Genomic DNA, 17,824 nt, shown 5'->3' with positions numbered 1-17,824 from the left:
GATGACCGCTACCGCCCAGAGTGCCCTGGTGCCCGACCTGGCTTCCCTGCAGCAGCGGGCGGCGCAACGTGCCGCCGAGCGGGCCGGCGGGCAGGACCGTCTACGCGGACACATCGTCTGCGACGGCCTGGTACGCATCTTCAAGACCGAGGGGGTGGAGGTGGTCGCCCTACAGGGGCTCGACCTGGTCATCGACCGGGGTGAGCTGGTGGCGATCGTCGGTGCGTCCGGCTCGGGCAAGTCGACCCTGCTCAACATCCTCTCCGGCCTGGACACGCCGACCGCCGGCATCGCACGGGTGGCCGACTACGACCTGCTCTCGCTCTCCGCGAAGCGCCGGCTGAGCTACCGCCGGCAGCTCGTCGGGTTCGTGTGGCAACAGACCGGCCGCAACCTGCTGCCGTACCTCACCGCGCTGGAGAACGTGGAGCTGCCGATGCAGCTGGCCGGCACGCGCTCCGGGCGGGCCCGCCGGGAGCGGGCGCGGGAACTGCTCGACCTCGTCGGCGTGGGCTACGGCGCGGACCGGCGGCCCGGTCAGCTCAGCGGTGGCGAGCAGCAGCGGGTCGCGGTGGCGGTGGCCGTCGCCAATGACCCCGAGGTGCTCTTCGCCGACGAGCCCACCGGCGAGCTGGACGAGGCCACCGGCGCGGAGGTCTTCGGGGCGCTGCGCACCATCAACGCCGAACTGGGCGTGACCATCGTGATCGTCACCCACGACCATGCCGTCGCCACGCAGGTCCGCCGGACCGTCGCGATCCGCGACGGTCGAACCGCCTCCGAGGTACGCCGGACCGCGCGCGTCGGGGCGGACGGCAACACCGAACTGGTCAGCGAGGAGTACGCGGTGCTGGACCGTAACGGTCGGATGCAGCTACCGGCCGCGTTCGTCGACGCGCTGTCGCTGAAGGAGCGGGTCCGGCTCGATCTGGAGCCCGACCACGTGCAGGTACGGCCCGGTGACCGGGTCTTTCAGGAGCGGGAGGCGCAGGCGTGAGCTTTCACGACATGGCGGTGGCGGGAACGGCGTCCACCGGTGGCGGGCCGGGTGTGCCACCCGTCGAGGTGGTCCGGGTCAGCGGGGTGAGCCGGACCTTCGGCCGCGGTGAGCACGCAGTGCAGGCGGTGCGGGACGTCTCGTTCACCGCCGACCGCGGTGAGCTGGTCGCCGTCCGGGGGCGCTCCGGGGCCGGCAAGACCACGTTGCTGAACGTCATCGGCGGGCTGGACCGGCCGGACAGCGGCCAGGTGGTGGTGGCCGGGCACGACGTGACCTCGGCCGGGGAGGCCGAGCTGCTACGGCTGCGTCGGGGCACTGTCGGGTTCGTGTTCCAGACCTTCGGGCTGGTGCCGATCCTCTCCGCCGCCGAGAACGTGGGTGTGCCGTTGCGATTGGCGCAGGTGCCGGCCGCCGAGCGGGAGGAGCGCGTCGCGGTGCTGCTCGAGCTGGTGGGCCTCGGTGGGCACGCGGCCCAGCGCCCGTACGAGCTCTCCGGTGGCCAGCAGCAGCGCGTCGCTGTGGCCCGGGCGCTCGCCAACGAGCCGGACCTGCTCATCGCCGACGAGCCCACCGGCCAGCTCGACTCGGAGACGGGACGGTCGATCATGAACCTGCTGCGTGCGGTGGTGCACGCCCGAGGGATGACGGCCCTGGTCGCCACACACGACCCGGCCCTGATCGACCTCGCCGCCCGGGTGCTCGTCCTGCGCGACGGCCGCCTCGTCGACGACTGACCGGCGTCCGCCGCCCGCGCTGGCCGGTGGGCGGCGGCTTGTGGTGGCGGCCCGTGGCCGGTGGGCGGCGGCCCTCCGGGTCAGCCCTACTGGCGGGCTGGCGTCTCGGGTGGGTCAGAGCGGAAGCTTCATGCCCTCGTGACTGGCCACGAAGCCGAGGCTCAGGTAGAAGCGGTGCGCGTCGGTGCGGGACTTGTCCGTGGTGAGCTGGACCAGGGCGCAACCTCGCTGCCGGGCCTGGTCGATTGCCCAGACCATCAACTCCCGGCCGAGCCCCTGGCCGCGCCGGTCGGAGCGGACCCGGACCGACTCGACCAGGGCACGCTCGGCGCCGTGCCGGCCGAGCCCTGGGATGTACGTGACCTGTAGGCAGCCGACCAGCTCGCCGGCCTGCTCGGCGACGATCAGGACGTTCCGCGGGTCGGCGCTGATGTCGGCGAACGCCCGTTCGTACGCCTCGTCGACCTGGGTGAAGTCACGAGCCTTGCCCAGCACGTCGTCGGCGAGCAGGGCGATGACGGCGGGCAGATCCGCGCGATCCGCCTCCCGGAAGATCATGTCGCTCATGCCGGTCAGCCTGGCACAGCTGTCACCTGGCCGGGCAGCGCAGGCCCTCGGCGGGGACGGTCAGATCGATCAGGTACGCGTCGACGGCCCGGTTGACGCAGGAGGTATGCGGGTAGGCGGTGTGCCCCTCACCCTCCCAGGTGAGAACCCGACCCACACCCAACAACGAGGCGAGCCGGCCGGTCTGCTCGTACGGCGTGGCAGGGTCGCCGGTCGTGCCGACCACCACGATCGGCGGCGCGCCGTTGGCCCGGCCGGTCGGGTACGGGTCCCGGTCACCCGGCCACTCGACGCAGCCCAACATGCCCACCGCCAGCGCCGGACCGAACAGCGGGTACGTCGTGCGCCACTGCGACTGCAACTGGCGGATCTGCTCCCGGCTCGGCTTCTCGGTCTCGTCGGCGCAGTTGACGGCGAGGTTGGCGTCGAACATGTTCGAGTAGTGCCCGTCGCTCTCCCGGCCGGCGTACGAGTCGGCGAGCCGGAACACGTCCTTCGGATCGCCCTCGGCCAGCCGGTCGATGGCCCGGGCCAGCTCCTGCCAGCCGGACTCGGTGTAGAGCGACGAGATGACCGCGTAGAAGACCCAGCCCGCGGTGGCCTCCCGCCCGTCGTCGCCCCGCACCGGGGAGACCTTGGCCTTGTCGATGGCCGAGGTCACGGCGGCGCGGGCGTCCGGAGCGATCGGGCAGCGCGCGGCGTTGGCGGTGCACCAGCGGGTGAAGTTGTCGAACGCCCGCTCGAACCCCCGGGCCTGACTCTCCGAGCCGGCGATCAGCCGCTGCTGCGGGTCGACGGCACCGTCGAGCACCAGCGCGCGTACCCGCTGCGGGTAGAGCTGGGCGTAGACCGCGCCGAGCAGCGTGCCGTAGGAGTAACCCAGGTAGGTGAGCTTGTCGTCGCCGACGGCGGCGCGGACAGCGTCCATGTCCCGGGCGGCCTGCTCACTGCCGTACAGGGGCAACTGGTCGCCGTAGCGGTCCCCGCAACCGTGCCCGATCCGCTGGCTCAGTCCGGCGAAGCCGTCGAACGCCGCCTGGCTCGCCGGGTCCGGGTCGTAGCCGAAGCTCGCGTCCAGGTCGGCGTCGGAGATGCACTTGACCGGACTGGACCGGGAGACACCGCGCGGGTCGAAGCCGACGATGTCGAAGCGCTCGGTGACGGAGGCGGGCAGCCCACCGAACTGGGTGCCGAACGAGAGGTAGACGGCGGTGTCCACACCGGAGCTCCCCGGGCCGCCGGGGTTGACCACCAGCGAGCCGATGCGGTCGCGCTGCTTGCTGGACCGGGCCCGCAGCAGAGCGATCTCGAAGGTCTGCCCGGCGCCGGGCCCGGCCGTCGCCCCGCCACCGGTGCCCCAGTCTCTCGGCACCGCGATCCGCGCGCACTCGTAGCGCATGTCCGGCGCGCCCCGCCCCACCAGATCCTCGGCCACCTCCGGGCAGGGCCGCCAGGTGGCCGACGAGCCGGCCGGCACCGCCTCACCCTGCACCTCGGTGCGTGGCGCGAACGCCGGAAGCGTGCAACCGGCGGTGAGCAGCGCAGCCGTGGCGAAGGCGACGAGACTGCGACGGACCCGGCGACCGGGTGCCATCCGGGGGTGGTCGGCGGTGCGGCTCACGTGATCCTCCGGTGTCGGGTCGGCGGCCAGGCTACGCCGGACCCGTGGCAGCCCGGTCGAGGGTGACCGTCGGATCACCGCGCAGCACCTGGTCCACGTCGAAGCGGATCGGGCGGTCGAGCTGGTCGTAGCGGCACGAGCGGGGATCGCGGTCGGGCCGCCACCTCACGAACTGGGCGGTGTGCCGGAAGCGCTCACCCTCCATCGCGTCGTAACCCACCTCGACCACCAGCTCCGGGCGCAGCGGCTCCCACTCCAGGTTCTTGGTGCCGGTCCACCGGCTCACCCCACCCGGGATGCGCTGACCGCGCTCGTGGTCGCCGTGCACCCACGGGTGCTCGCCGTCGATGTCCCGGTAGGGGGCCAGCTCGTCGAGCAGCTCGGCCCGACGGGCCATGCTGAACGACGCGCTCACCCCGACGTGGTGCAGGACGCCCGCGTCGTCGTAGAGGCCGAGCAGCAGCGAGCCCACCACCGGGCCGGACTTGTGCCAGCGGAAGCCGGCCACCACCGCGTCGGCGGTGCGGGCGTGCTTTACCTTGAACATCAACCGCTTGCCCGGCTCGTACGGCAGGTCGGCGGGCTTGACGATCAGCCCGTCCAGCCCCGCGCCCTCGAAGACGTCGAACCAGCGGCGTGCCGTCTCCGGGTCGGTGGTCACCTGGGTGACGTGCACCGGTGGGCGTACGTCGGCAAGTGCCTGGACCAGCCGCTCCCGGCGGCGCGGGTACGGCTGGTCGAGCAGGGCCTCGTCGCCGATGGCCAGCAGGTCGAACGCGACGAAGTCGGCGGGCGTGGTCTCGGCCAGCATCGTGACCCGGGACGCCGCCGGGTGGATGCGCTGGGCCAGGAGCTCGAAGTCCAGCCGCGGCTGGCCGGAGGGCCCGTCCCGCCGGATCACGATCAGCTCGCCGTCGACGGCGCACCGCTCGGGCAGCTGCCGGCGGGCCTGCTCGACCACCTCGGGGAAGTAGCGGGTCATCGACTTGCCGCCCCGGCTGGCCAGCTCGACCTCGTCGCCGTCGCGGAACACGATGCACCGGAACCCGTCCCACTTGGGCTCGTACGTCACACCGGGCGTGGTGGGCAGCTTGGCGACGCTCTTGGCCAGCATCGGCTCGACCGGAGGGTTGATCGGCAGGTCCACGGCGACCAGTCAATCAGACGGGGCCGACGGTCGTGAGGCAGATCACCGCCGGTGCGGCGGCGGCGTGTCCGCCCGCGCGACGCTCGTCCTGCCTGGGCGAATTAGATAACCGCAGGTCAGAGCTAGTTTCGCGGAATGGCCGAGTGGGTCTGCGACTGCTGCGGGCGGTGGCGGGTGAGCGTGGAGCTGATCCGGGGCCGCTACCGCTACCGGCTGACCCGTCGATATCCGCAGCGGTTCGGTGGCGGCCGCGACGTGCTCGGCGAGGTCGGCTCGGTGGCGGAGCTGGAGGAGCTGCTGCGTCGACGTACCCCGTTGAGCCTGGCCGACCTGCGCGAAGCCGCCTGATCCCGCGCGGCCGGCGGACCCACGGCCCGATCGACGATCGGACCGGCCGGTGGATGTCGTTGTCACGATCCGCCGGGCAGCGTCGTCGGCAGGAGGTGGCAGTGCCGGACGGCGCCGCCGGGGGAGGGGACGCGATGCGGTTCGAAGCGGACACGGAGATCGGCGCGGACGCCGAGCGGGTCTGGGCGGTACTGGTCGACGTCGAGCGATGGCCGGAGTGGACGGCCTCGGTGACCCGGGCCGAGCGGGGCGAGCCCGGTCCCCTCGCGGTCGGCGCGACCGCCCGCCTGACCCAGCCGAAACTGCGCCCGGCCGTGTGGCGGGTGGTCGAGCTGACCGAGGGGAGGGAGTTCACCTGGGTCTCCGACGTCCCGGGCGTGCACACCCGCGGCGAGCACCGGTTGCTGCCGTTGCCTGACGGACGTACCCGGGTCGACGTGGCCATCGACCAGGCCGGACCGCTCGCCGGTCTGATCGGCCGGCTGTACGGCGGCCTGCTGCGCCGCTACGTCCGGCTGGAGGCCGACGGGCTCAGGCGTCGCTGCGAGCGGAGCTGACGGCCGGTTTCTCCAGCACGGCCAACGGGGTGCCGTTCGGGTCCGGGCGGTGTGCCACGATCCGGTAGCTCACCTCAACGCTCATCCGGGCAGCACACCACAGTCGGCGTCGCCCACCACGGGTGGCCCGGCCGCTGCCCGTCAGCCGGGAAGGGCTCAGAAGCGGGCGAACGAGCGGATCGGGGCGCGGGGACCGTACTTCGGCGCCTGGATGCCGGCGGCCTCCAGCAGCAGGCACACCCGACCCCGATGTCCTCGGAACGGCTCCAGCAGGGTCAGCATCCGCGCGTCGTCGCCGCGTGGCTCACCGGCGAGCGCCCAGGCCACGGTGTTCGGGATGTGGTAGTCGCCGACGCTTACCGCGTCCGGGTCGCCGTACGCGATCCGCACCACCTCGGCGGCGGTCCACGGTCCGATGCCGGCGATGGCGGTCAGCCGGCGGGTGGCCTCGGTCGCGTCGACGCAACGCTCCAGCCGGTCGGCGAGCGCGGCGGCGCGACGTAGCGTGTCGGCCCGGCGCTGCTCCACGCCGAACGGGTGGAACACCCAGTACGGGGTGGCGGCCACTGCGGCGGCCTCGGGCGGCAGCAGGAGCGGCTGTAGTGGGCCGGGCGCCGGCTCGTGGAAGTGCCGCACGGTCGCCGCGTACGCCCGGTACGCCTCCTTGCCGGTGACCTTCTGCTCGAAGACCGCCCGCAGCAGACGGGGGAAGACCTGCCCGGTGCTGGGCATGCGCAGCCCCCGGTGTTCCCGGGCCAGCCGGGCGACGAGCGGGTGTGCCGCCGCCAGTTCGGCGAAGCCCGTCAGGTCGTCGTGCAGCCCGGCGATCCGGTCCGCGTGGGCCACGACGTGCTCGGCGCCCGGTCCGTAACCCTCGGCGAGCAGGTCACCGCCGGCCGGCCGCAACGCGAGGGTGGCCGGTCCCTGCGGGGTGCGGGTCGCCCACCAGAACGTGCCGGCGGCGATGCGCGCGCACGGGTCGTACGGGCTGAAGGTCAGCGCGCGGACCGACGCGGCCAGCCGGTACCCGGCCGGCGGGTGCAGCACCCTGCTCGCGGCGGGCTCGGTCTCGGTCACCCCTGCCACTCTGCCAGGTCACGCCGCGGTGCCGGTCCCCGCCGTCGCCGACGCGCCCGACGACACGACGGGGCCGGTCGCGCCCTCCTCGGCTGCGACCGGCCCCCCGTCGTGTCCTGGCGGTAGGGATCAGTACGAGTAGCCCGAGCCACCGGCGTCGCTCGACCCGCTGTCGGCCGGCGGGGCGACCGCCTTCGGCGTGGAGGTGGGCAGGCAGCTCAGGTTCTTCTTGCCGTCGGGCTGGACCACGAACCAGGTGCCGCCGACGGCCTGACCCTTCCACTGGCCGGGCTTCTTGTCGCCGATGTAGCGGTAGACCGGCCAGCCGCCGATGGTGAGCTGGCGGGTGCCGTCCTGGCGGGTGACGCTGCCGACCTTGTCGTCGGAGAGGCCGGTGAGCTGCGGGTTGCCGTCGGTCAACGCCGGCGGCCACACCTGCGCGCACTTGTCGACGCAGTTCGACGCGGGCGGGTCGGCGGTGTCCTTGTCGAAGCGGTACAGGATCCAGCCGTCCTGGTCGGTGACGACCTTGCCCATCCGGGCCACGTTCTTACCGATCAACTGCTCGGTCAGGTCGACGTCCGCGGGCGGCGGCGCGTCGGCGGCCGGTGCCTCCGCGGATGCCGACGCCTCGGGTTCCGCCGACGCGCTGGGTTCGGCCGCGGCGACGGCGACCGGCTCAGCCGCGCCCGAGTTCGCCCCGTCGTAACCCGCGGGAGCGCAGGCCGTTAGTGCGACCATCGCGCTCGCGACGATGACGGTCCGCTTCATCTGTGCCACGTGCCCTCCTCATTCTTGGCAGTTCACCCATAGGTACGGCGGGCGGACTGTCAAGGTTGAAGAAGTAACAGTGGTCAATTTCACGCAATTCGATTGAACCGGAGAGCGCGTTCATCCGTATGGCCCTACGCAAAGACTTGACCAGCCAAAACGCATCGACGCCAGACATTGGAATAATGGCCGGCGTCGACGATGGTACGCGACCCTACATGGGCACGCTGACCAGCGGACTCGCGACACCGTTACGGTCGACCGACTGCACCTGGAGTTGCTTGATGTCGCTCGCCAACGCCGACGTCGACGCGCTCAGCTCCAGACCCTGCGGGCGGTTGCTCGTCCCGTAGCCACCGTCCGGCACCGACCACGTCGAAATGACCTCCGTGCTGGAGTTCTTGCGCACCACCACCAACCGGCAGGTACGCGGGCCGGGCAGTTTTCGCAGACTGAAGTTGATACGGGTGCCGTACTCCCGTTGGACCAGGAACATCGTCGTCTGGACGCCGGTCGTCGGGTCGGTGGCGTCGACCTGGTCGCCCTCCTCCTCGTTACCGCCGACACCCGGGCCACTCGGCGGCGCGGTCGGGGCGCTCGTCGGCGGGTCGTTGACGGCGGCGCTCGTCGACGGGTCCGCAAGAACCCCCGGCCCCTCGTCCCCGGCCACACTCACGAAGCCGTAACCCGTCAACCCGCCGAAGACCACCACCGCCGCGGCGGTCGCGAGCAGCTGACGAAACCTGTTACGCCGTCGATCGGCCCGGACCGCGACCAGCGTCCGGTCCAACAGCGCCGGGTCGGTGGCGGTCTGCTCCAGGGCCATCATCGTCTCGCCGTCGATGCCGGAGAGCAGGCCCACCACCGGCACCATCGTCTCCAGCTCGGCCGCGCACGCCCAGCAGGCGGCGAGATGCTCCTCGAACCGCTCGGTGTCCTGCTCGTCGAGCACGCCGAGCGCGTACGCGGCGACGTCCATGTGGTCTGGCCGGCTCATTCTGTCACCCCCCGCTCCTGCAGAGCCGTGCGCAAGGCGCGCAACGCGTAGTAGACCCGCGACTTGGCGGTGCCCAACGGAAGCCCCAACTCCTCGGCCGCCTCCGGCACCGTCCGCCCCCGGAAGTACGTCGCGATCAGGATCTCCCGATGCGACTGACTCAGCGTACGCAGAGCGTCCGCCACGGTCATCGTGCGCAGCACCCGGTCGGTGCTGTCCGCCTCGGCGAACGCGGTCAGGTCCCGGTCGTACGTCTCCGGCGGCCGGGCCTCCTGGCTGCGGTGTTCGTCGATGGCGATCCGACGCGCCACGGTGACCAGCCACGGCCGCAGCGAACCCTGCCCCTGCGCGCCGAGACGGTGCGCGTTGCGCCAGGCCCGCAGCAGCGTCTCCTGGACGATGTCCTCCGCGCGCTGCCGGTCCCCCCCGGTGAGCCGCATGACGAACATCAGCAACGGACCGGCGTGCTCGGCGTAGAGCAGCCGGATCAACTGGTCGGAGTGGCTGGCCTCGGTTGTCGTCGCCTGGTGGCGCCCGGGCGCCGGTCGGGGCGTCACCGGACCATTTTGGCGAGACGTGGCTCGGGCGTCGACCCCCCGGGCAGACGAGGTCGACCGCGACGACGACCGCGCGGACAACCAGTCCGCGCCAACCGCGTCGCCATGCCAACCGGCCGCCACCGCATGCATGCAGACCTCCGGGATGTTCGTGACCAACGCCGACCCACGAGGCGGGCCGCCCGGTGGTACGCACGGACGCCCCGAGCGGATCAACGAACCGCGAAAAAAGTTCCACCCGAGCCGCCAGCGGGCCGAGTGGACCGGTCAGCGGCGTACCGAGAACAGCCCCGGCGGTGGCGGATCCGACCCAGTGGCGTCGGCGTCGCGCACCACCGTCGCCCCACCCGCGAAACGGTCCAACTCGTCGTCGGCCACCACCCGGCCGGGGAACCAGTCGCCGGCCGCCCGCCGGGTCAACGCGGGCACCGGGGGAGCGGACCGTCCGGCCATCAGCACCAGATTGCCGTACCGGCGACCCCGCAGTACCGCCGCGTCGCCGACCAGGCACGCCTGGGGCAGCACCGAGCGCACCGTGGCGACCTGGCTGCGGGCGTACCGCAGCGGCGGGCCGTCGGCCAGGTTCGCCAACAACCAACCCGCCGGACGGAGCACCCGTGCCACCTCGGCGGCGTACTCCACCGACGTGAGATGCGCCGGTGTGCGGGCACCCGCGAAGACGTCCGCGACCACCACGTCGTAGCTGGCGTCCCGCGTCGAGGCCAGCACGGCCCGCGCGTCCTGCACGCGGACCCGCAGCCGGTTGTCCGTGGGCCAGGGCAACACGCGGCGCACCAACTCGACCAACGCACCGTCCACCTCGGACACCCGCTGGGTCGAACCGGGCCGCGTCGCCGACACGTACCGGGGCAGGGTCAACGCGCCGCCGCCGAGGTGCAGCACCCGCAGCGGCTCTCCGGGAGGCGCGACCAGGTCCAGTGCCGCGGCCAGCCGCCGGACGTACTCGAACTCCAGGTGCGTGGGGTCGTTCAGGTCGACGTGCGACTGCGGCGCGCCGTCCAGCAGCAGCGTCCACGAACCGGCCCGGTCCGGCGACGGCACCAGCTCGGCCCGCCCGGTGTCCACCTGCTCGACCACCCGGTCGTCCGTCCGTTTGCGCCCCATCGCGACCCGCCCGCTCAGCGGCCGGCACGCGCCGCGGCGGTCAACGCGCGGTGCAGCAGCCGGGAGTCGCCGAGCAGCGCCCGCAGGCGGCGCTCCAGACCGGCGATCGGAATCAGGTTCTGCGGTGCCCGCGGATCCTTGTACGGTGTCGACGCGAACCGGGGCAGCGTGACAAGTGACAGGTCGGCCAGGTCGATCGCCGCCTCGACGGACAGTTCGGTCGAGCACTCCACCCGGACGATGCCGGCCCACGGCGCGCCCACGGCAACCGGCAGCCGCAGATACCACGACCAGCCACCCCAGGGCGTTCCGAGCCGGAACACCGGCGAGCGCTCGCCGGGCGCCAGGCCGGTCACCACCGCCGTCAGCCGGGCGTCCAGGTACTGGCTGTGCTGGGTCTTGATGTAGCCCAGCGTGCGCGGCAGGTGGCGGCGACTGCGCAGCGGACCGTCCACCACCAACAGGTCCCCGTCGACCCGGACGGCGTCGGACACCGCCACCTCCAACGCGGTCAGCGGAGCCTGGACGGCCGCCGGCAACTTCGCCAGTTCGCCCGTGCCACCCACCCGGTGCACCGGATAGCGGATCGCGCCCGCCACCACGTCCTGCGCCGACGGGCTCGCCGTGAACAGACCCCGGCCCACCTGCGTACCAGCCAACTGCGCCGCGCCCCGACCCAGGTCGCAGCGCACCACTCCGGCCGCGTACGAAGCGGCCAGCCCTGGAAACGACCCGCCGTCGTCCTCCGCCGTCCAGATGCTCGCGTCGATCCGACGGACCCCGTCGACCATGAGCACCACGTCCGGCGCCCGGACGTCGTCGCGTACGCCGATCGCCCGCCAGTCGACCGCCGGCAGCTCCACGTCGACCTCGACCTGGGCGCTGCTGGGGTTGGCCGGACCGGTGGCGGACGCCTCGAACGACGCACCGTACGCCGGGTCCCAGGAGTCGACGAAGAACGCCGCGTCGCTCACCGGCCGGACCTTTCGTTCGCGACTGCGGGGCTCCGCTGCGCTGCACTCCTCGCGCTCACCGGCCGGTCCGTTCGATGCGCGCCGAGCGGGCGTCCTTGCGCACCTCGAAGCGGACCGGAATCCGCTCGGCCAGCGCCGCTACGTGGGTGACCACGCCGACCATCCGGTCACCCCGGGCGGCCAGGTTCTCCAGCGTCGCGGCCACCGTGTCCAGCGTGGCCGCGTCCAGCGTGCCGAAACCCTCGTCCAGGACTATCGACTCCAGACTCGCCGCGGTCGTCGACATGCCGGCCAACTGCTCGGACAACGCCAGCGCCAATGCCAGCGACGCCTGGAACGTCTCCCCACCGGAGAGGGTCCGCACGCCCCGGCGCAACCCGGCGTCGTGGTGGTCGACCACGAAGAACTCGCCCTTGTCGTGTACCAGCTCGTACTGGCCGGAGGACAGCTCCCGCAGGATCCCCGACGCGCCGTCGACCAGCAGGTCCAACGCCTCGGCCAGCAGCCACCGCTCGAAGTTGTTGGCCCGCAGGTGCCCCGCTAGGGCCCGCGCCACCTGTGCCTCACGCTCGTGCCCGGCCCGCTGCTCGCGCAACGTGCCGGCCTGCTCACGGCGCTCGTGCAGTCGACGCCGGTCGGCCTCGGCGCGCTCCACGGCGATCGTCGCGGCGTGCACCGGATCGTCGCCGACCGGCACATCGGCGGCGGCGAAGATGCCGGCGATCCGCTGCTGCACCGCGTCGGCCGCCGCCTCGGCCTCGGCGACGACCGTCGCCCGGCCGGCCCGGTCGGCGCGGCGACGCTCCGCCTCGGCGGTCGCCCAGTCGGTAAGGGCCGCCCACGAGGCCGCCACGTCGTCCCGGTCCGTGGCCGGCGGACCGAATCGGGCCAGCCCGTCGCGGGCGGTGTCGAAGCCCCGCCAGGTGGCCCGCAGCCGCTCCTGCGCCGCCTCCACACCCGCCCGGGCCTGGCGGGCGCTGTCCCGGCCCGCCCGCACGGCGGTCGTCGCCTCGTCCAGGGCGCGTCGCAGCCGGGCGTGCTCGGCCAACTCCCGGCGCAGCACCGCCGGCTCGGCCGCGCCCGTGAGCTGGCCGTTCAGCTCGGCCAGCCGGGCGTCCACCTGCTCCTGGCGGGCGCGCGCCTGCACCAGCAGCCGCTCCAGGTCACGCGCTGCGGCGTCGCGTTGCTGCACCGCCGCCTGCGCGGCCTTCGTGGCGGCCCGCGCCGCCTTCCCGGCCGCCGTAGCGGCGGCCACCGCCGAATCCGCCGGGACGGCCGGCACCCGGGCCACCGGCTGCTCGCACACCGGGCAGGGCGCGCCCGGACGCAGATGCGTCCGCAGGCCGACCGCCAGGTCGGTGGCCTTCGCCTCCTCGTGCGCCTGGAAGGCCGCCTCCAACTCGGCGTCGGCCCGCTCGGCGTCCACGCGGGCGGCGGCCAGCGCCGCCACCGCCGCCGAATGCTCCTCGTCCGCCGCGCGCACCGCCGCGCGGACCGTGTCGGCCTCGCCGGTCAGCCGATCCCGATCGTCGTACGCCCGCAGTTGCAGCCGCAGCGCGCTCTCGTCGCCCGCGCCGGCCAGCTCACCACGCAGCTTCTCCTCCCGCTCCTCGGCCAGCGACACGGCCGAGACCGCCGCGTCGGCGTCCACCCGTGCCGCGGTCACCGCGCGCGCCACCTCGGCCACTCCGCTCGGGGCACGAACCCCGGACAGCACGGTCAGCTCGTCGTCGAGCGCGGTCAGAGCGGCCGCCGCCTCCCGCGCGCGGAGTCGGGCCTCTGCCAGCTCCGGCATGGCCCCGGTCACCGCTCCGGCCAGCTCGACCATCCGGTCGACGAGGGCGTCGGCCTCGACCAACGCGTCGTCGTCCACCCCCGTCAGGCCGGCGAGGACCTGGTCGACCGCGTCCAGCCTGGCTTCCGCCTGCGCCGCGCGGGTCGTGGCCCTCTTCTGTACGTCCTCGTAGACGCCGAGGCCCAGCAGGTTGACCAGGATCTGCTGCCGGGTCGCCGGCTTGGCGTGCAGGAAGTCGGCGAACTGCCCCTGCGGCAGCACCACACAACTGGTGAACTGCTCGTACGGCAGCCCGACCGCCTCCAGCACCGCCTGCTCCATTTCGGCGGGCGTACCGGCGACCACCTCGCCGAGGTCGTCCGGGCTCAACCCGGTGTCGAGCTTTGTCACGTCGAAGCCGGCCGGCATCACCTGCAACCCGGCGTTCGCCGTCTTGACGTTGCCCCGGCCGTCCCGGCGCACCACCCGGGTCGCCACGTACCGGGCGCCACCGGACTCGAAGACCAGCCGGACCCGGGCCTCGGTCGCCGACGGCGCGAGGGCGTTGGCCAGCCCCCGCGCGCCACCCCAGCGGGGCACCGTGCCGTAGAGGGCGAAGCAGATGGCGTCCAGCACTGTCGACTTACCCGAACCGGTGGGCCCGATCAGTGCGAAGAAGTCGGCGTCGGTGAAGTCGACGGTCGTGGAGTCCCGGAAGACCGTGAACCCGGCCATGTCGAGCCGCATCGGTCGCATCAGTGATCGATCTCCTCGAAGAGTTCGTCGAAGAGTTCCCGAACGCCCACGTCGTCGTGGCCCCGGCTGTCCAGGTAGTCGCCGAACAGCTCCCGGGGAGAACGCCCCGACCGCTGGGCGATCCGCGTGCCGCTGCCCGGCGTCGCCAGCAACTCCGGGTCGATCCGGATCTCCAACGCCCGGGGCAGCAGCTCCTGGACCTCCTCGCGCAGGCCCGCGCGGGGGTGCTCCCGCACGAACACCCGCAGCCAGGCGTCCGGCGCCTCGATCTCGGCGAGCTGCGCCAGCGTGCCGCGTACCGTCCGCAGCGCGCTCGCCGCGGTCACCGGCACCTCCCGCACCCGGGCAGCCGTGCTGGCGGTCACCTCGACGACCGTCACCGACGGCACGTTCTCCTGCTCGCCGAAGTCGACGGCGAGCGGGCTGCCGCTGTACCGGACCGGGCAGGGGCCCTCGACGCGCTGCGCCCGGTGCAGGTGGCCCAGCGCCACGTAGTGCGCCGTCGCCGGGAAGACGGTGGCCGGCACCGCGTAGCCGAGCACCGTGTGCGCGTCCCGCTCGCCGCCGCCGGCCGCCGCGCCGATCACCGTCAGGTGGGCGGTGACCAGGTGCACCCGGTCCGGCTCCGAGAAACCCTCGGTGAGCCGGCCCAGCACCCGACCCAGGTGGTCGGCGTACGTCTGGTTGGCCTCGGCGGCGGTCAGCTCGTACATCTCCAGCGCGCGGATCGCGTACCGCTGGGACAGGAACGGCAGCGCGGCGAGCTGCCACCGCTCACCGCCGGCCGTGGTGCCGTCGATGACGTGCTCGGCCGGATTCTCGCGTACCCCGCCGCGCAGTGTGATGCCCGCGGCCTCGGCCCACGGGCGCAGCGCGTCCAGCGCGGGCCCGTTGTCGTGGTTGCCGCCGATCGCGACCACGTCCGCGCCGGTACGACGCAGCGCGGTCAACGCCCGGGTGACGAGCCGGGTCGCCTCCGAGGTCGGTGCGGCCGTGTCGTAGAGGTCACCGGCGACGATCACCAGGTCGGGCTGTTCGGCGCGGGCGATGTCGATCACCCCGGCCAGCACGGCCGTGTGCTCCTCGGCCCGGGACTGCCCCTTGAGCACCTTGCCCACGTGCCAGTCGGAGGTGTGCAGGATCTTCATGGGTGCCGGCCCTCAGCTAGAACGGGATGTCGTCGTCGGTGCCGCCGCCGGAGCCCACCACGGCGAACGGGTCGGCGGACTGGGTGATCGAGCGCAGCGTCTCGGAGGGGGCGCGGCCCGCCTCGGACACCCGGGTGGCCCAGGCCGGGAACGGGAACTCCAGGCAGAGCGGCACCGGAATGTCCGGCTGGTTGACGAACATGGTGCCCGGCTTGGCGAGCAGCGCCCGCTGCCGCTGCGCCGGCGGTAGGAAGCCGTACTCCGGGCGCGACGCCTCGGCGGGGTCGAGCCGGCCGACCACGCGGATCGCCGAGTTGGTGACGATGCGTCGTTCGACCTCGCTCGCCGTCTGCTGGGCACCGATCAGGATGACCCCGAGCGACCGACCCCGCTCGGCGATGTCGAGCAGCACCTCCTTGATGGGGGAGGAGCCTTCGCGGGGCGCGTACTTGTTGAGCTCGTCGAGGACGACGAAGAGCAGCGGCTTGGCCGTGCCGGCCTTCTCCTTGCGTTCGAACTCGCTCTTGAGCGTCACACCCACCACGAACCGCTGGGCCCGATCCGGGAGGTTGTGCAGGTCGACGACTGTCACCTGCGCCGACTCGCTGGTGTTGATCGAGTGCGGGCGGCGGGTCGCGAGGTCGCCACGGATCAGCCGGGCCAGATCCTTCTTGCTGCCGATCAGCCGGCGGGCGAACGCGTTGACGGTGCCCAGACCGACCGCGCTGCCCGCCCAGTCGGAGCGGGTCTCGTCGTCGTTGAGCGCCTCGACGATGTGGTCGACCAGGTCGCCGTAGGACCCGAGCCGGACCCCGTCGATGCTCACCCCACCGTCGGCGGGCTGGGCGTATCGGGCCAGGTGTGCGGCGACCGAGTGCACGACCATCGTGTACTGCTGGCGCTCGTCGTCGGCGTCGGCGAAGACGTACGGCAGCAGGCGGTCGGAGCAGAACTCGCTCAACGTCCAGTAGAAGGCGTCCACGCCGGTCAGCCGGCTGCTCACGTCCGGCGTGCCGGCCGCGTCACCGACCCGGGGCGGGGCGTACACCCGGACGTCGGGAAAGGCGCCGGCGCTCAGGCCCAGCTTGGCGTACGCGGCCCGGGTCGGCTCGTCGAGGCGCGTGTTGGGGTGGTCGAGGAACAGCAGGTCCTCGCCCTTGACGTTGAAGATCAGCGCCTTGGCGTTGACGGCGTCGCCGCCCAGGACGCCGGAGCGGAACACCGAGTAGAGCAGGAAGGTGGCGAAGCTGGTCTTGGTGGCCACGCCGGAGATGCCGGAGATCGAGACGTGCGCGCCCCGACTGCCGTCGAGGAAGTCGGCGTTGAGGTAGACCGGCACGCCGTCGCGGCCCATGCCCATCGGGATGCGCCGTTCCATCCGGTCGAAGTGCAGCGCGCGGGCCCGCGCGTCGCCCTCGGCGCGGTGTACCACGGCCCCCGGAGTCGGCGGCACGTACAGCTCCGGGTCGACCCGGGTGGTGGTGACCTCGGCCGCCTCCTGCACCTGGGCGGGCAGCGTGCCGTCGGCGATGGCGAAGACGTCCGAGTCGAACTGGGCGCCCTCGTGCCGGGCCCGGACCTGGGTGACCACCCCGGCGATCGTCACCGGCTCGCGGTTGGGCAGCTCACGGCGGGTGACCACCACGTCGTCGAGCTGGAGGTAGCTGCCGGGTGCCACGGCCGTCCAGAACTGCAACGGCGTGGCGTCGGCGGTGCCCAGCACCCGGCCGACCAGCTCGCCCGGGCCGTCGAGGTCGGCGTCGGTCATCGGGCGACTCGGGTCGGTCGGGCGGCACGGTCGGGAAGCATGATGTGCATCCTGCCCGAGGAGTACGACAGGTCGCCACGCGACGCGGCGGAGGACACGATGCCGGCTCGCGCCCCACGACGCTGGGTGTGTGACCGGGCGACGTTTCGTCACCCTCGGGCGTGGCGGAGCAGGAGGACGCCGTCGTCGGCGGCGAGCACGTGCCGCAGCGGCAGATGCCGGGGTGGGCTGGCGGCGCCGGCGGTGATCCGCCCCGGTCCCGGCCCGGCGAGCAGCGGCGCGACCGTGAGACACAGCTCGTCCACCAGGTCGGCGGCGGCGAGCGCGCCGAAGAGGTGCGGGCCACCCTCGCAGAGCAACTGGGTCAGCCCCCGCCCGTGCAGCGCGGCCAGGGCGGCGGCGAGGTCGACCGGGCCGGTGCCGCAGCGCAGCACGTCGGCGACGTCGGTGAGGCCGGGTGGCGGGTCGGCGTCGGCATGGGTGAGCACGATCGGTCGGACCGGCGCGTCGGCGAACGCGGACTGCGCCGGGTCCAGGTCGAGGGCGCCGGACACGACCACGAGCGTCGGGTACGCGGCCAGCCCGTTCGCCTGCCGCCAGGCGCGACGGCGTTCGTCCAGGCGTACGGCCCGGTACCCCTCGTGGCGCAAAGTGCCGGCGGCCACCACGAGGGCGTCGCAGACCATCCGCAGCAGGCCGAAGACCCGCTTGTCCGGCTCGCCCGACAGCCCGGCGGAGTAGCCGTCGACGCTGACCGCACCGTCCAGGCTGGAGACGAAGTTGACCCGCAGTCGGGGCTGGTCGGCGCGGCCGTAGAGAGCGGTCAGTGTGGCGTCGTCGAGCGGCTCGGCGGACGGCTCGGGCCAGAGCCGCCGGATCGGAATTCCGACCGTCATTCGCCGG

At 73.1% G+C, this 17,824-nt stretch carries 17 protein-coding genes; 4 read left to right on the top strand and 13 right to left on the bottom strand.

The annotated features are described in order from the left end of the window. Nucleotide 1 precedes the first annotated feature (1 nt). Together ACGFH9_RS20610 and ACGFH9_RS20605 are read left to right on the top strand one after the other, a co-directional pair. Entirely contained in the window at nucleotides 2-997 is a 996-nt protein-coding gene (locus tag ACGFH9_RS20610) for an ABC transporter ATP-binding protein (protein ID WP_393221601.1), read from the top strand. A gap of 11 nt (nucleotides 998-1,008) precedes the next feature. Continuing rightward, nucleotides 1,009-1,734 carry an ABC transporter ATP-binding protein gene (locus ACGFH9_RS20605; protein WP_393221739.1) on the top strand — a complete coding sequence of 242 codons (726 nt, stop codon included), beginning with the start codon at nucleotides 1,009-1,011 and terminating at the stop codon, nucleotides 1,732-1,734. A gap of 114 nt (nucleotides 1,735-1,848) precedes the next feature. Here the strand turns inward: ACGFH9_RS20605 and ACGFH9_RS20600 are convergent, their stop codons facing one another. Genes ACGFH9_RS20600 through ACGFH9_RS20590 form a run of 3 tightly spaced genes read right to left on the bottom strand, consistent with a single transcriptional unit; the run spans nucleotide 1,849 to nucleotide 5,069 of the window. Continuing rightward, nucleotides 1,849-2,301: a GNAT family N-acetyltransferase gene (locus ACGFH9_RS20600; protein WP_393221598.1), complete on the bottom strand. Its 453-nt coding sequence runs from the start codon at nucleotides 2,299-2,301 to the stop codon at nucleotides 1,849-1,851. Between the two features lie 22 nt (nucleotides 2,302-2,323). After that, nucleotides 2,324-3,895 carry an alpha/beta hydrolase gene (locus ACGFH9_RS20595; protein WP_393221737.1) on the bottom strand — a complete coding sequence of 524 codons (1,572 nt, stop codon included), beginning with the start codon at nucleotides 3,893-3,895 and terminating at the stop codon, nucleotides 2,324-2,326. A 58-nt stretch (nucleotides 3,896-3,953) separates the two neighbouring features. Beyond that, nucleotides 3,954-5,069, bottom strand: a complete 1,116-nt coding sequence (locus tag ACGFH9_RS20590) for an ATP-dependent DNA ligase (RefSeq protein WP_393221596.1) — start codon at nucleotides 5,067-5,069, stop codon at nucleotides 3,954-3,956. Between the two features lie 135 nt (nucleotides 5,070-5,204). Here ACGFH9_RS20590 and ACGFH9_RS20585 point away from each other — a divergent pair, with 135 nt between their 5' ends. Then, entirely contained in the window at nucleotides 5,205-5,417 is a 213-nt protein-coding gene (locus tag ACGFH9_RS20585; protein ID WP_393221593.1) for a hypothetical protein, read from the top strand. Between the two features lie 134 nt (nucleotides 5,418-5,551). Beyond that, nucleotides 5,552-5,974 carry an SRPBCC family protein gene (locus ACGFH9_RS20580; protein ID WP_393221590.1) on the top strand — a complete coding sequence of 141 codons (423 nt, stop codon included), beginning with the start codon at nucleotides 5,552-5,554 and terminating at the stop codon, nucleotides 5,972-5,974. Between the two features lie 156 nt (nucleotides 5,975-6,130). Here the strand turns inward: ACGFH9_RS20580 and ACGFH9_RS20575 are convergent, their stop codons facing one another. The 10 genes from ACGFH9_RS20575 to ACGFH9_RS20530 form a co-directional block, all read right to left on the bottom strand. Continuing rightward, on the bottom strand, nucleotides 6,131-7,051 hold the full coding sequence (locus tag ACGFH9_RS20575) for a DNA-3-methyladenine glycosylase family protein (RefSeq protein WP_393221587.1): 921 nt from the start codon (nucleotides 7,049-7,051) through the stop codon (nucleotides 6,131-6,133). Between the two features lie 129 nt (nucleotides 7,052-7,180). Beyond that, nucleotides 7,181-7,831 (bottom strand): hypothetical protein, encoded by a 651-nt coding sequence (locus tag ACGFH9_RS20570; protein WP_393221585.1) that lies wholly within the window; start codon nucleotides 7,829-7,831, stop codon nucleotides 7,181-7,183. A 205-nt stretch (nucleotides 7,832-8,036) separates the two neighbouring features. Further along, nucleotides 8,037-8,819, bottom strand: a complete 783-nt coding sequence (locus ACGFH9_RS20565) for an anti-sigma factor family protein (protein WP_393221582.1) — start codon at nucleotides 8,817-8,819, stop codon at nucleotides 8,037-8,039. Beyond that, a complete protein-coding gene (locus ACGFH9_RS20560; protein ID WP_355051883.1) occupies nucleotides 8,816-9,508 on the bottom strand; it encodes a sigma-70 family RNA polymerase sigma factor in 693 nt (230 codons plus the stop codon). Before ACGFH9_RS20560 ends, ACGFH9_RS20565 begins: the two co-directional genes overlap by 4 nt. Nucleotides 9,509-9,643: 135 nt before the next feature. Next, on the bottom strand, nucleotides 9,644-10,501 hold the full coding sequence (locus ACGFH9_RS20555; protein WP_393221578.1) for a spermidine synthase: 858 nt from the start codon (nucleotides 10,499-10,501) through the stop codon (nucleotides 9,644-9,646). A 14-nt stretch (nucleotides 10,502-10,515) separates the two neighbouring features. Beyond that, nucleotides 10,516-11,475 (bottom strand): hypothetical protein, encoded by a 960-nt coding sequence (locus ACGFH9_RS20550; protein WP_355233912.1) that lies wholly within the window; start codon nucleotides 11,473-11,475, stop codon nucleotides 10,516-10,518. A gap of 55 nt (nucleotides 11,476-11,530) precedes the next feature. After that, complete coding sequence (locus ACGFH9_RS20545; protein ID WP_393221575.1) at nucleotides 11,531-14,005, bottom strand: AAA family ATPase; 2,475 nt, start codon at nucleotides 14,003-14,005, stop codon at nucleotides 11,531-11,533. Next, nucleotides 14,005-15,153: an exonuclease SbcCD subunit D gene (locus tag ACGFH9_RS20540; RefSeq protein ID WP_393221572.1), complete on the bottom strand. Its 1,149-nt coding sequence runs from the start codon at nucleotides 15,151-15,153 to the stop codon at nucleotides 14,005-14,007. The genes ACGFH9_RS20545 and ACGFH9_RS20540 overlap by 1 nt, the downstream gene beginning before the upstream one ends. Nucleotides 15,154-15,169: 16 nt before the next feature. Further along, nucleotides 15,170-16,921 (bottom strand): ATP-binding protein, encoded by a 1,752-nt coding sequence (locus tag ACGFH9_RS20535; RefSeq protein WP_393221569.1) that lies wholly within the window; start codon nucleotides 16,919-16,921, stop codon nucleotides 15,170-15,172. A gap of 149 nt (nucleotides 16,922-17,070) precedes the next feature. Then, the gene (locus ACGFH9_RS20530) at nucleotides 17,071-17,817 is read right to left on the bottom strand and encodes a pyrimidine reductase family protein (protein ID WP_393221566.1); all 747 of its coding nucleotides are present in this window, start codon (nucleotides 17,815-17,817) and stop codon (nucleotides 17,071-17,073) included. Between the last annotated feature and the right edge of the window lie 7 nt (nucleotides 17,818-17,824).

It is taken from the genome of Micromonospora sp. NPDC049102 (genome assembly GCF_043197485.1).
Classification (GTDB): domain Bacteria; phylum Actinomycetota; class Actinomycetes; order Mycobacteriales; family Micromonosporaceae; genus Micromonospora.
This window is presented reverse-complemented; position numbering and strand designations above follow the sequence as displayed.

Coding starts and splice junctions, on each gene's coding strand:
- ACGFH9_RS20565 (WP_393221582.1), bottom strand. CDS start 8,819: ATGAGCCGGCCAGACCACATGGACGTCGCCGCGTACGCGCTCGGCGTG.
- ACGFH9_RS20600 (WP_393221598.1), bottom strand. CDS start 2,301: ATGAGCGACATGATCTTCCGGGAGGCGGATCGCGCGGATCTGCCCGCC.
- ACGFH9_RS20540 (WP_393221572.1), bottom strand. CDS start 15,153: ATGAAGATCCTGCACACCTCCGACTGGCACGTGGGCAAGGTGCTCAAG.
- ACGFH9_RS20610 (WP_393221601.1), top strand. CDS start 2: ATGACCGCTACCGCCCAGAGTGCCCTGGTGCCCGACCTGGCTTCCCTG.
- ACGFH9_RS20580 (WP_393221590.1), top strand. CDS start 5,552: ATGCGGTTCGAAGCGGACACGGAGATCGGCGCGGACGCCGAGCGGGTC.
- ACGFH9_RS20560 (WP_355051883.1), bottom strand. CDS start 9,508: ATGCATGCGGTGGCGGCCGGTTGGCATGGCGACGCGGTTGGCGCGGAC.
- ACGFH9_RS20595 (WP_393221737.1), bottom strand. CDS start 3,895: ATGGCACCCGGTCGCCGGGTCCGTCGCAGTCTCGTCGCCTTCGCCACG.
- ACGFH9_RS20605 (WP_393221739.1), top strand. CDS start 1,009: ATGGCGGTGGCGGGAACGGCGTCCACCGGTGGCGGGCCGGGTGTGCCA.
- ACGFH9_RS20535 (WP_393221569.1), bottom strand. CDS start 16,921: ATGACCGACGCCGACCTCGACGGCCCGGGCGAGCTGGTCGGCCGGGTG.
- ACGFH9_RS20545 (WP_393221575.1), bottom strand. CDS start 14,005: ATGCGACCGATGCGGCTCGACATGGCCGGGTTCACGGTCTTCCGGGAC.
- ACGFH9_RS20555 (WP_393221578.1), bottom strand. CDS start 10,501: ATGGGGCGCAAACGGACGGACGACCGGGTGGTCGAGCAGGTGGACACC.
- ACGFH9_RS20530 (WP_393221566.1), bottom strand. CDS start 17,817: ATGACGGTCGGAATTCCGATCCGGCGGCTCTGGCCCGAGCCGTCCGCC.
- ACGFH9_RS20585 (WP_393221593.1), top strand. CDS start 5,205: ATGGCCGAGTGGGTCTGCGACTGCTGCGGGCGGTGGCGGGTGAGCGTG.